The sequence below is a fragment of the Staphylococcus sp. EG-SA-14 genome (genome assembly GCF_017151935.1).
Classification (GTDB): domain Bacteria; phylum Bacillota; class Bacilli; order Staphylococcales; family Staphylococcaceae; genus Staphylococcus; species Staphylococcus aureus.
In genome coordinates, this window is sequence record NZ_JACVZM010000014.1 from 25610 (window position 1) to 38429 (window position 12820).

Here is a 12820-nt window from a genome sequence, read left to right on the forward strand (position 1 = left end):
GGATGTGACGTTAATGAAACTCGTATTTTATGGAGCTGGTAATATGGCACAAGCTATATTTACAGGAATTATTAACTCAAGCAACTTAGATGCCAATGATATATATTTAACAAATAAATCTAATGAACAAGCTTTAAAAGCATTCGCTGAAAAACTAGGTGTTAACTATAGTTATGATGATGCGACATTATTAAAAGATGCAGATTATGTTTTTTTAGGTACCAAACCGCATGACTTTGATGCTCTAGCAACACGCATCAAACCACATATCACAAAAGACAATTGCTTCATTTCAATTATGGCAGGTATTCCGATTGATTATATTAAACAACAATTAGAATGCCAAAATCCAGTTGCTAGAATTATGCCAAACACAAATGCGCAAGTCGGACACTCTGTTACTGGCATTAGTTTTTCAAACAACTTTGACCCTAAATCTAAAGATGAAATTAACGATTTAGTTAAAGCATTTGGTTCTGTAATTGAAGTATCAGAAGATCATTTACATCAAGTAACAGCTATCACCGGAAGCGGCCCAGCATTTTTATATCATGTATTCGAGCAATACGTTAAAGCTGGTACGAAACTTGGTCTAGAAAAAGAACAAGTTGAAGAATCTATACGCAACCTTATTATAGGTACAAGTAAGATGATTGAACGTTCAGATTTGAGCATGGCTCAATTAAGAAAAAATATTACCTCTAAAGGTGGTACGACACAAGCTGGCCTTGATACATTGTCACAATATGATTTAGTATCTATTTTCGAAGATTGTCTAAATGCTGCCGTAGAACGAAGCATTGAATTATCAAATATTGAAGATTAATATAAAAACAAACCCGCCAACACATGTATGCATCATCGCAAGCATTGTGTTTGACGGGTTATTTTTATAAATTATTACTATTTGGCAAGCATTGTTTATTACTTTGTCATTAGATTTTAAAACTATCAAAATCTTTTACAAAATTAAAATTAGGTGTATCTTTATTTTGTATCAATGTTTGATAAATTTCATTTATATCTTCTGTATTATAGCGATTGCTCAAATGTGTAATCAACGTACGTTTAACATTGGCTTCTTTTATCAATGCAAATACGTCTTCAATATGGCTATGATGATAATTGTTGGCTAAATGCTTTTCACCATCTATATAGGTCGCTTCATGTACCATCACATCAGCATCTCTAGAAATCACACGTTCATTAGAACATGGTTTTGTATCACCAAAAATTGCTACAACTGGACCCTGTTTGGACTCACCTCTAAAATCTTTTGATTGATAAACTTGACCATTATGTTCAAATGTATCATGAGATTTTACTTCTTGATATTTAGGACCTGGTTCAAGACCAATGTTTTTTAACGCTTCAACATTGATTGTACCTGTAGTTTCAGGTGCCATTACTCTATATCCATATGATGGAATACCATGATTAAGTAAATGCGCCTCTACAGTAAAACCATCATGATGATATGTCAGATGATCATCGATTTCAATATATGTAATTGGATAGTTTAAATGTGACTCTGATAAATTCATAGACATTTCCACATATGCTTTAATTCCTTTTGGTCCAACCAATGTAAGCGGCTTCTGTTCACCGCCCTGAAAAGAACGACTAGAAAGTAATCCTGGCAAACCAAAAATATGATCGCCATGCATATGAGTAATAAATATATGTGTCACTTTTCCTAATTTAATTGCATGATGTAAAATTTGGTGCTGTGTACCTTCACCAACGTCGAAAAGCCATATGGAATTGGAATATGGTTCTAAATTTAAGGCGATTGCTTGTGTATTTCTCTCTTTTGTAGGCAAACCTGCACTCGTTCCAAAAAATGTAACTTCCATATATGCCCCTCCTTTTCTTCAATTCATTTTATCATAAAATTTGTATCAATTTAGTTTTAATTTATACTTGAATCAAAATCTGTTAAAAATTCGTCTTTGCTAGTTAATTTTTCTAACTTTAACGTAGACAAAACTATATAAATTTTGATAATTACGTTATACTTATCATTAATAAGTATCACATTAAACATGATACATGAATCGATATTTCATTTAAGACACTGCATACTGTCGAGCATATTGAATGACCTGCTGAATGGATTATCTTATAATAATAAATCATATATCTAATTAAGAATTGAGGTTTTAATCTTGAGTACTAAAAACAAACACATCCCTTGTTTAATCACAATCTTTGGTGCAACTGGTGACTTAAGCCATCGTAAGTTGTTTCCATCAATATTCCATCTCTACCAACAAGACAATTTAGATGAACATATTGCCATCATCGGTATTGGACGTCGTGACATTACTAATGATGATTTCCGTAATCAAGTAAAATCATCAATTCAAAAGCACGTAAAAGATACAAACAAAATTGACGCGTTTATGGAACATGTCTTCTATCATAGACATGATGTTAGTAATGAAGAAAGCTATCAAGAATTACTAGATTTTAGTAATGAATTAGATAGCCAATTTGAATTAAAAGGTAATCGACTATTCTATTTAGCAATGGCACCACAATTCTTTGGCGTTATTTCTGATTATCTAAAATCTTCTGGTCTTACTGATACAAAAGGATTTAAACGCCTTGTTATCGAAAAACCATTCGGTAGTGATTTAAAATCAGCCGAAGCATTAAACAATCAAATTCGTAAATCATTTAAAGAAGAAGAAATTTATCGTATTGACCACTATTTAGGAAAAGACATGGTTCAAAATATCGAGGTATTACGTTTTGCGAATGCGATGTTTGAACCATTATGGAATAACAAATATATTTCAAACATCCAAGTTACATCATCTGAAATACTAGGTGTTGAAGATCGTGGTGGTTATTATGAATCAAGTGGCGCGCTAAAAGATATGGTGCAAAACCACATGTTACAAATGGTTGCATTATTAGCTATGGAAGCACCTATTAGTTTAAATAGTGAAGATATCCGTGCTGAGAAAGTAAAAGTACTTAAATCACTGCGTCATTTCCAATCTGAAGATGTTAAAAAGAACTTTGTTCGTGGTCAATATGGCGAAGGCTATATCGATGGTAAACAAGTTAAAGCATACCGTGATGAAGATCGCGTTGCAGATGACTCTAACACACCTACCTTTGTTTCAGGTAAATTAACAATTGATAACTTTAGATGGGCTGGTGTACCATTCTATATTCGTACTGGTAAACGTATGAAATCTAAAACAATTCAAGTTGTCGTTGAATTTAAAGAAGTACCAATGAACTTATACTATGAAACTGATAAACTATTAGATTCAAACCTATTAGTAATCAATATCCAACCTAATGAAGGTGTATCTTTACATCTAAATGCTAAGAAAAATACACAAGGTATCGAAACTGAACCTGTTCAATTGTCTTATTCAATGAGCGCTCAAGATAAAATGAATACTGTAGATGCATATGAAAATCTATTATTCGATTGTCTTAAAGGTGATGCCACTAACTTCACGCACTGGGAAGAATTAAAATCAACATGGAAATTTGTTGATGCAATTCAAGATGAATGGAATATGGTTGATCCAGAATTCCCTAACTATGAATCAGGTACTAATGGTCCATTAGAAAGTGATTTACTACTTGCTCGTGATGGTAACCATTGGTGGGACGATATTCAATAATTGAATTAAAACGCACATGTTAAACAAAAATAAATGAGCGAATGACAAGGATTGATTACGAATCAAGTAAATCAATTGTTCTATCATTCGCTTTTTTTCTAGACTATATTATGAAATTATATTTTACAATGCCCAAAACTATTTTAATAATCATTGAACAAATGGGTGTATAATTTATAGAAATAATGTAGAATAAAAATAAATGATTGAATTAATTGGAGTGAAAGTTTTGGACGTTATCAAGCAAATACAACAGGCAATTGTTTATATTGAAGATCGTTTATTAGAGCCTTTCAATTTGCAAGAATTAAGTGATTACGTTGGTCTTTCGCCATACCATCTTGATCAATCATTTAAAATGATTGTCGGCTTATCTCCAGAAGCTTATGCACGCGCGCGTAAAATGACACTCGCTGCAAATGATGTGATTAATGGTGCTACACGACTTGTAGATATCGCTAAAAAATATCACTATGCAAATTCAAATGATTTTGCAAATGATTTTAGTGATTTTCACGGCGTATCACCTATTCAAGCTTCTACTAAAAAAGATGAATTACAAATTCAAGAGCGATTATATATCAAATTATCAACTACTGAGAGAACACCCTATCCATACAGATTAGAAGAGACAGATGATATTTCATTGGTTGGATATGCACGATTTATAGACACTAAGTATTTGTCACATCCTTTTAATGTTCCGGATTTTTTAGAAGACTTGCTCATTGATGGTAAAATTAAAGAGTTACGACGATATAATGACGTTAGTCCATTTGAACTATTTGTTATTAGTTGTCCTCTTGAAAATGGTTTAGAAATATTTGTAGGTGTACCAAGTGAACGTTATCCTGCACACTTAGAAAGCCGATTTTTACCTGGCAAACATTGTGCGAAATTCAATTTACAAGGTGAAATTGATTATGCAACTAATGAAGCTTGGTACTATATTGAATCAAGTTTGCAGTTAACATTGCCATATGAACGAAATGATTTATATGTTGAAGTGTACCCTCTCGATATTTCATTTAATGACCCATTCACTAAAATTCAGCTTTGGATTCCTGTTAAACAGAGTCCTTATGACGAAGATTAAAAATTAAAAACAAAGAAGCCCCCTAATATATCTATAGGTCTACAAATGGCCTTAGATTCTATTAGGGGGCATATTAATATGTTAATTTAGTTCGATAACACATGCTTCATATGGACGTAACTGTTTTAAATTAACTTTGGCATCATAATTAAATAGCTTTACTTCTCCATGGCTTAAATCAAATGGTACAGTTAATTCTGCTTCGTGGTTAGTAAGATTACCTACAATAAGAACTTGCTTTTCATTTAATGTTCTCGTGTACGCAAAAACTTGTGAATTTTCAGCATCTACTAAATCAAATTGACCATATACGTATACATCATTAGACTTTCTTAATTGAATTAAATCTTTATAAAATTGTAATACTGAATGCTCATCTTCTAATTGTTGTGCAACATTGATAGTTTTATAATTCGGATTCACTGGGAACCACGGTTCACCATTTGTAAATCCTCCATTTAACGTATCATCCCATTGCATTGGTGTGCGAGAATTATCTCGGTTCTCATCTTTATATTTCGCAAGTAAAGCGTCTACATCTCCACCTTGAGCTTTCACTATTTGATAGTCATTTTTAACAGCAACATCGTTAAACGTTTCAATACTTTCAAATGGATAATTCGTCATACCAATTTCTTGACCTTGATAAATGAATGGCGTACCTTGTTGCAAGAAATAAACAGCTGCATGACTTGTTGCTGATTCATACCAATACTTGTCATCGTCACCCCACGTCGATACACGTCGTGGTTGGTCGTGATTTTCAATAAACAACGCATTCCAACCTTTATTTTCAAGTTGTTTTTGCCATCTATTTAATACAGATTTATACGAATTTACATCAAAGTGAGAATCACCACTATTCCACAGTCCCAAATGTTCAAATTGGAATATCATATTAAATTTACCATTTTCTTCCCCGACCCAGTCATCAGCATCATCAGGGCTTACACCATTCGCTTCACCGACAGTCATAATGTCATACTTACTTAATGAGCGATCTTTCATCTCTTGTAACCAAGTTTGTATACCTGGCTGATTCATATCTACATCAAATGCTGGGGCATATGTTTTACCCTCAGGTACAGGTAAGTCACCCGCTTCAAACGTCTTCTTAATATGCGTAATTGCATCTACTCTAAATCCATCAATGCCTTTATCAAACCACCAGTTCATCATTTCAAATACAGCATCTCTAACTTCTGGATTACCCCAATTCAAATCAGGTTGTTTTTTACTGAATAAATGGAAATAATATTGCTCAGTATTAGCATCATATTCCCATGTAGATCCATTAAAGATACTTTCCCAGTTGTTAGGTTCAGAGCCATCTGGCTTTGGATCTTGCCAAATATACCAATCACGTTTGGGATTGTCTTTACTAGATTTAGATTCTATAAACCAAGGATGTTCATCAGATGTATGATTTACAACTAAATCTAAAATAAGCTTCATGCCTCTATCATGAACACCTTTTAATAAACGATCAAAGTCTTCCATCGTTCCAAATTCATCCATAATCTCTTGGTAGTCACTAATATCATAACCATTGTCATCATTAGGTGATTTAAACATTGGACTGAGCCAAATGACATCGATACCTAAATCTTTTAAGTAGTCCAATTTATCAATCATTCCAGGTAAATCCCCAATACCATCGTGATTACTATCATTAAAACTTCTTGGATATACTTGATATGCTACTGCTTCTTTCCACCATTGCTTATTCATTTTAAAACTCCTTTGCTATCGCTGTGTTGATTTTCTTATTTTTAATTCTGTATCTATAATGACGAGTTCAATAACATCCTGTGCTTTATTTTTTAATATCTCTAAAATAGCAGACCCGGCTTGTTGACCTAACATTCGAGGCTTGATGTCAATACTGGTTTGAGGTGGTGACGCAATTTCGGTTAAATAAGAATCATTGAACGTTGCTGTCATTACATCTTTCGGAATTTCAATATTAAGTTCATATAGGACACTTAAAATCGCTAAATGTAACATAGCATCTAACGAAATGATTGCCTGTTTAATATTTGGGTCCTTCAAGCGCGTATGTAGATTTTGCATGTAATTAAAAATAACTTTTCTTTCATTACTAGTCTCAATAATTTGATAATCCAGATTAAATTGTGATGCAACCGTTTCAAATCCTTGAATTCTATCTTTTGAAACTTCAAAATTTCCTTTTTCTGTAATAAATATTAATTCATCTACACCTTGTTCAATAACATGTCGTGTCAAATTTTCAGAAGCTAATATATTATCATTATCTATGTGTGTAAATTGATGATCTATATCCGATGTAGGCTTACCAATCACAATAAATGGCATGCTTTCATCAATTAACATTTGTTTAATTGGATCATTTTCTTTTGAATAAAGCAGTATAAACGCATCAACCATTCGTTGTTTAATCATTTTATAAACTTCATCCATTAAATCATTCATATTATTTGAGACTGTCGTTTGTGTACCATAGCCATGCTGGTTACACGTTTCAGAAATTCCTAGCAATACATTGATGTAGAATGGATTCAGTCGAATAGGCTCCTCAGACCCTTTTAACACTAAACCAATTTTATATGTTTGGTTTGTAATTAAAGTTCTAGCAGCGGTATTAGGAAAATAATTCAATTCTTCCATAACTTTCTTCACTTTTGAAATTGTCGCTTCGCTAATACGTTTATTTCCTTTTATAACTCTTGAAACTGTCGAAGGAGAAACACCGGCTTTTAGTGCAACATCTTTAATCGTAACCATTTAATCACCTCCTGTTAATTTCTGCATTGGAAAACGCTTCCAACCTCTATATAATAACAGTTTAGTCACTCTTTCTAAAAAAGTCAAAAGATTTGTGCAAACGATTGCATAAAACGATAAAAATAAAACCTTCATACTGAAATTCAATCCGAAAATCAATATAAAGGTTTGTATAAATATTAAAATCGATTGTTTAGTCACTAACTGCAAAATAATTACCTTGTCCATCTTGGAAATTAAATACACGTTGACCATCCATTTCTACTATATCATGCCCAGTTAAACCTAAATCATTTAATTTTGAGTATAATGCATCAAAGTTTTTCTCTTTAAACATTAAAGATGGTGTTCCTAGGTTCACCTCTGGACTATGCTTTTCAATAAATTCTTTTGCCATAATCGTCAATGACGTTTCAGCATCTTTCGTAGGTGATACTTCAACTGCAACATAGTCCTCAGCTAACGGTGTTTCACTTACAACAACAAATTCTAAAGTTTCTGTCCAAAATGCTTTCGCTTTGTCAACATCATCAACATATAACATAACTTGATTTAACTTTTCCATAAGTTAATACCTCTATTTCTCTATAGTACATGCTATCATAACACAGTAAATATTTTATTACTTCACAAAATGCTTAAAAATATGGCGGGATGCTTTTAAGGTAATAGATATTGCTTGTGTAATTTTTAAAATTTTGTAGCCACATAGAACTTCATTAATCAAACATGTCGTCTGGGACATATATCAATGAAATACTTCGTTCAAAGTTTTCGTATTTTCTATGTCAACTTAACTGGGTGTAGCTCACATTGTCCATTAGAATGTATAACTAACATAATAAAATTAATTAAACGTACATCATTTGATTATGGAAGTTACAATCATTTGCGCAATCGAATATTATTATGTTCAAAACTTTAAGCTCCAATAACTAAAAAGAAAGTTATACAATGTTTAGTTGCCTAACTTCCTATATTGAATTCATCAGTCCAATTTGACATAGCAGCCATTTTTATTAATTTTCTTCTTAATATTCTTCAACTTGATAAAATCTATTTTTCAGTATATATAACACTAATGGTATAAATAACACAGCACTGATCGTAAGTGCATAAAATCCACCTTTATTTTCAAGTAATATACCGCCTAAAAAAAGGCCTATAGGTCTGAATGCAAAAACCATTGTTTTAAAAACACTATTAACACGTCCTAACATATTTTCTGAACATTTCTTTTGCCTCAGTGTGATTATCGCTATATTTAAAATGGATTGTGTCATATATGTCAACCCTAAAAGTGGGATGAGTATAAAAATATAAGTACTAAATGGTAACATTAATCTAAAAATTGTATCTAAAAATAATATAATTACAATTAGTTTTCCGAAATTAAATAATTTCAAGAGAAAACTTGCAGATAATGAACCGATTAGCGCACCTAATGATGAGATACCTAAAACTAACCCCAATGCTTGAGATGATTGATTCATGTCTTCCTTTACAAACATTACTATATAAATATAATAAGGTGAGATAATTAGATTGGATAAACTTACAACAACAGCCATTACTCTAATAGTTGAATTAGATAATAGATAATCAAATCCAACTTTAACATCGCTCAAAAAATTTTTTCCACTCAACTTTTCTTGATTGAATATACTCTTTGTTTCAATTTTAATTAATATCAAACTGAAAAATGAGAGTAAAAAAGTCATAGAATCTATAAAAATCAATATTGAATATCCCATATATGTATAAAGTAAACCTCCAATTATAGGGCCCAAAAATTCCGAAACATTTTGAGTAGCGTATATATAACTGTTTGCGCTCGCCAAATCTTCTTCTTTTACAATACTTGGGATTATCGAAACCTCAGAAATACTGTGAAATACTAATCCAATACCTGAAATGATTGCAACTACATAAATTTGAAAGATGCTTAACATATTGAAAAAACTTAATACTGGTATACTTAAATATGAAACGAACCTAATTATATCAGCACATTTCATTATGGTCTTCTTATTCAATCTGTCAATTAAAGCACCAGCTGGCAATCCTAAAATTGCATAAGGTATAAAACTTAGTGCAGAAACTATGCCAACTTGAAATGCAGATCCAGTAAGCTTTAAAATCATTAATGGAAAAACAAACGTAGTAAAAGCACTGCCCATGTTAGAAAAAGCTATCCCTATTAAATAAAAAGTAAAGTTCTTATTAAACAATACAGAAGTATATGACATTCTATCCCTCTTATTCATCAAATAATAAAACGTAATCTATTTATCGAAATATTAAAATTATTTACTAATGCTATCTTAATAGTATGTAAGTAAAACGTCTACACTTAAACGGACAAATTCTATGAGGATAGATATCGTTAATTTATAAAAGTTGAAAATTTTAATTTGACAAGAGAAAGAAAATCATTGAATATATCATGCGTAGAAAATTTCGATAAATACATAAGGAAAGAGACAATTTCTATCAAATAAATAATAGAAATTGTCTCTTTAACATTACCTAAATTCATAAGGTCTCAGGCTCAATGGTCAATATTATTCTTCAATCCATTGTGTATGGAATACGCCTTCTTTATCTTTTCTTTCGTACGTGTGAGCACCGAAGTAGTCACGTTGTGCTTGAATTAAGTTTGCAGGTAAATCAGCAGCACGGTAACTATCATAGTAATTAATACTTGATGAGAAACCAGGTGTTGGTACACCATTTTGAACACCAGTTGCGACAACATCACGTAACGCATCTTGATATTCAGTAACGATGTTTTTAAAGTAAGGATCTAGCAATAAGTTTTGTAATCCTGGATTATTATCGTAAGCATCTTTGATCTTTTGTAAGAATTGTGCACGGATAATGCAACCTTCTCTCCAAATCATAGCTAAATCACCAAGTTTTAAATTCCATTCATTATCTTCACTAGCTTTACGCATTTGCGCGAAACCTTGTGCATAAGAACAAATTTTACTCATATATAATGCTTTACGAATTTTTTCTAAAAAGTCTTTCTTGTCACCATCAAATGATGCTTTTGGACCATTTAATTCTTTAGAAGCATTTACGCGCTCTTCTTTGATTGAAGAGATAAAACGTGCAAATACAGATTCAGTGATGATTGTTAATGGAATACCTAATTCTAATGCGTTAATTGAAGTCCATTTTCCTGTACCTTTTTGACCTGCTGTATCAAGAATTTTTTCAACTAATGCTTCTTTATTTTCATCTAACTTCATGAAAATATCACCAGTGATTTCAATTAAATAACTTTCTAATTCACCAGCATTCCAGTCTTTGAACGTTTGAGCAATGTCTTCATGAGACATGCCTAATAATTCTTTCATCATAGCATAACTTTCTGCAATTAATTGCATGTCAGCATATTCAATACCATTATGTACCATTTTCACATAGTGTCCAGCACCATTTGGTCCAATATAAGTAACACATGAAGCACCGTCTTTTGCCTTTGCAGCAATTGCATCAAGAATATCTGCAACTTTGTTATAAGCTTCTTCTTGTCCACCCGGCATTAATGACGGACCAGTTAACGCTCCAATTTCACCACCAGAAACGCCCATACCAATAAAGTTGATTGCACTTTGTGCTAATGCTTTATTACGTCTGATAGTATCTTGATAGTTTGTATTACCACCATCAATTAAAATATCTCCATCATCTAATAAAGGTAACAAACTATCAATCGTTGCATCCGTAGCTTTACCTGCTTGAACCATTAATAAAATTTTACGTGGTTTTTCTAAAGAATTAACAAATTCTTCCAATGAGTACGTTGGATGAATATTTTTCCCTTTTGATTCTTCAACCATTAAATCAGTTTTTTCACTTGAGCGGTTAAATACAGATACACTATATCCGCGTGATTCAATATTCCAAGCTAGGTTTTTACCCATAACGGCTAAACCAATAACTCCAATTTGTTGTGTCATATTACTTACCTCACTTGTTGATTTTTCATTAGTATTGTATCACAAAATAGACATACACTACACTAAATCATTTCGATTGTCGCGCAACTATTTTGATTATTTCTAACACTTGACTTGCAAGCAAGTTCAATGATTTAATCGGCATTCTCTCATTTGTTGTATGGATTTTTTCATAACCCACTCCTAAAATGACTGAAGGAATACCAAATGTATTAATAATACTGCCGTCTGAACCGCCACCAGAAATAATTGTATTTGCAGATAATCCTAAATTACGAGCACTTTCTTGTGCAATTTTAACAACCGTTTCATTATCATTAATTTTAAATCCTGGATAACTTTGCTCCACTGTAACTACTGCTTTCCCACCTAATTCTGATGCAGTAGTTTCAAACACATCAGTCATATGTTTGACTTGTGTTTTTATTCTTTCTGGATCGTGAGAACGTGCCTCTGCTTCTAAGATGACTTCATCTGCAACAATATTCGTAGCTGAACCGCCATGAAACTTACCAATATTGGCAGTAGTTATTTCATCAACTTGTCCTAATTTCATTCGACTAATTGCTTTCGCCGCAATATTAATAGCACTAACACCCTCTTTTGGCGTACTTGCATGAGCCGTTTTGCCAAAAATTTTAGCTGAAATTAACATTTGCGTCGGTGCACCTACAACCGTAGTGCCGACATCAGCACTTGCATCAATAGCATAACCAAAGTCCGCGTCCAACAACTCTGAATTTAATTCTTTAGCACCAATTAAACCTGATTCTTCCCCAACAGTAATCACAAATTGAATTTGTCCATGTGGGATTTGTTGTTCCTTTATCACTTGCAAAACTTCAAGCATCGCTGCTAATCCTGCTTTATCATCTGCACCTAGTATAGTCGTACCATCAGAGTATATGTAGCCGTCATCTTTTACAATTGGCTTTACATTAATTGCGGGTACAACAGTATCCATATGGCTCGTCAAATATAATTTAGGTACTTCGCCTTCTTCGATAGTACTATTCATTGTACACACTAGATTATTGGCACCTAATTTAGGATGTTTAGCCGCTTCATCTTCTTTAACATCTAACCCTAATGCTATGAATTTTTCTTTTAAAATAGGTTGGATTGTTGATTCATTCCCTGTCTCAGAATCGATTTTTACAAGTTCTAAAAACGTATTAAGTAATCTTTGCTCATTAATCATAATGGAACCCCTTTTATCAAAATTTTCATGTACGCCAAACGGTAAAAATTGATGAAATAAAATGTTACTTTAATTGACGTTACACAGATTTATCAGGCTTGTAAATTGTGTCATATTATTTTCAATTTATTAT

The 12820-nt window shown here is 32.3% G+C and carries 11 protein-coding genes; 3 read left to right on the forward strand and 8 right to left on the reverse strand.

Going from position 1 to position 12820, the window contains the following annotated elements; translation table 11 throughout:
* Window positions 1–13: 13 nt before the first annotated feature.
* Window positions 14–826 (forward strand): pyrroline-5-carboxylate reductase, encoded by an 813-nt coding sequence (proC, locus tag IDG63_RS09205; protein ID WP_000779750.1) that lies wholly within the window; start codon window positions 14–16, stop codon window positions 824–826.
* Between the two features lie 109 nt (window positions 827–935).
* Here the strand turns inward: proC and rnz are convergent, their stop codons facing one another.
* A complete protein-coding gene (gene rnz / locus IDG63_RS09210; protein WP_000454066.1) occupies window positions 936–1856 on the reverse strand; it encodes a ribonuclease Z in 921 nt (306 codons plus the stop codon).
* Window positions 1857–2168: 312 nt separating this feature from the next.
* On the opposite strand from rnz, the gene zwf reads away from it, so the two are divergent.
* Entirely contained in the window at window positions 2169–3653 is a 1485-nt protein-coding gene (gene zwf / locus IDG63_RS09215; RefSeq protein ID WP_000105070.1) for a glucose-6-phosphate dehydrogenase, read from the forward strand.
* Between the two features lie 229 nt (window positions 3654–3882).
* Complete coding sequence (locus tag IDG63_RS09220; protein WP_000382586.1) at window positions 3883–4749, forward strand: AraC family transcriptional regulator; 867 nt, start codon at window positions 3883–3885, stop codon at window positions 4747–4749.
* An 81-nt stretch (window positions 4750–4830) separates the two neighbouring features.
* Here IDG63_RS09220 and IDG63_RS09225 read toward each other — a convergent pair whose 3' ends face one another.
* The 7 genes from IDG63_RS09225 to IDG63_RS09255 form a co-directional block, all read right to left on the reverse strand.
* The gene (locus tag IDG63_RS09225) at window positions 4831–6480 is read right to left on the reverse strand and encodes a glycoside hydrolase family 13 protein (protein ID WP_001041928.1); all 1650 of its coding nucleotides are present in this window, start codon (window positions 6478–6480) and stop codon (window positions 4831–4833) included.
* Between the two features lie 15 nt (window positions 6481–6495).
* Window positions 6496–7515, reverse strand: a complete 1020-nt coding sequence (locus IDG63_RS09230) for a LacI family DNA-binding transcriptional regulator (RefSeq protein WP_000256320.1) — start codon at window positions 7513–7515, stop codon at window positions 6496–6498.
* On the reverse strand, window positions 7516–7770 hold the full coding sequence (locus tag IDG63_RS09235; RefSeq protein WP_001792107.1) for a hypothetical protein: 255 nt from the start codon (window positions 7768–7770) through the stop codon (window positions 7516–7518).
* The gene (locus tag IDG63_RS09240) at window positions 7709–8080 is read right to left on the reverse strand and encodes a VOC family protein (RefSeq protein ID WP_000413425.1); all 372 of its coding nucleotides are present in this window, start codon (window positions 8078–8080) and stop codon (window positions 7709–7711) included. Before IDG63_RS09240 ends, IDG63_RS09235 begins: the two co-directional genes overlap by 62 nt.
* A 466-nt stretch (window positions 8081–8546) precedes the next feature.
* A complete protein-coding gene (locus tag IDG63_RS09245) occupies window positions 8547–9764 on the reverse strand; it encodes an MFS transporter (RefSeq protein ID WP_000122710.1) in 1218 nt (405 codons plus the stop codon).
* A gap of 315 nt (window positions 9765–10079) precedes the next feature.
* Window positions 10080–11486 (reverse strand): NADP-dependent phosphogluconate dehydrogenase, encoded by a 1407-nt coding sequence (gene gndA, locus IDG63_RS09250; RefSeq protein WP_000193707.1) that lies wholly within the window; start codon window positions 11484–11486, stop codon window positions 10080–10082.
* A gap of 67 nt (window positions 11487–11553) precedes the next feature.
* Entirely contained in the window at window positions 11554–12687 is a 1134-nt protein-coding gene (locus IDG63_RS09255) for a tripeptidase T (RefSeq protein WP_000606681.1), read from the reverse strand.
* Between the last annotated feature and the right edge of the window lie 133 nt (window positions 12688–12820).

Coding starts and splice junctions, on each gene's coding strand:
- proC (WP_000779750.1), top strand. CDS start 14: ATGAAACTCGTATTTTATGGAGCTGGTAATATGGCACAAGCTATATTT.
- rnz (WP_000454066.1), bottom strand. CDS start 1,856: ATGGAAGTTACATTTTTTGGAACGAGTGCAGGTTTGCCTACAAAAGAG.
- IDG63_RS09225 (WP_001041928.1), bottom strand. CDS start 6,480: ATGAATAAGCAATGGTGGAAAGAAGCAGTAGCATATCAAGTATATCCA.
- IDG63_RS09230 (WP_000256320.1), bottom strand. CDS start 7,515: ATGGTTACGATTAAAGATGTTGCACTAAAAGCCGGTGTTTCTCCTTCG.
- IDG63_RS09235 (WP_001792107.1), bottom strand. CDS start 7,770: ATGGTCAACGTGTATTTAATTTCCAAGATGGACAAGGTAATTATTTTG.
- IDG63_RS09240 (WP_000413425.1), bottom strand. CDS start 8,080: ATGGAAAAGTTAAATCAAGTTATGTTATATGTTGATGATGTTGACAAA.
- IDG63_RS09245 (WP_000122710.1), bottom strand. CDS start 9,764: ATGTCATATACTTCTGTATTGTTTAATAAGAACTTTACTTTTTATTTA.
- gndA (WP_000193707.1), bottom strand. CDS start 11,486: ATGACACAACAAATTGGAGTTATTGGTTTAGCCGTTATGGGTAAAAAC.
- IDG63_RS09255 (WP_000606681.1), bottom strand. CDS start 12,687: ATGATTAATGAGCAAAGATTACTTAATACGTTTTTAGAACTTGTAAAA.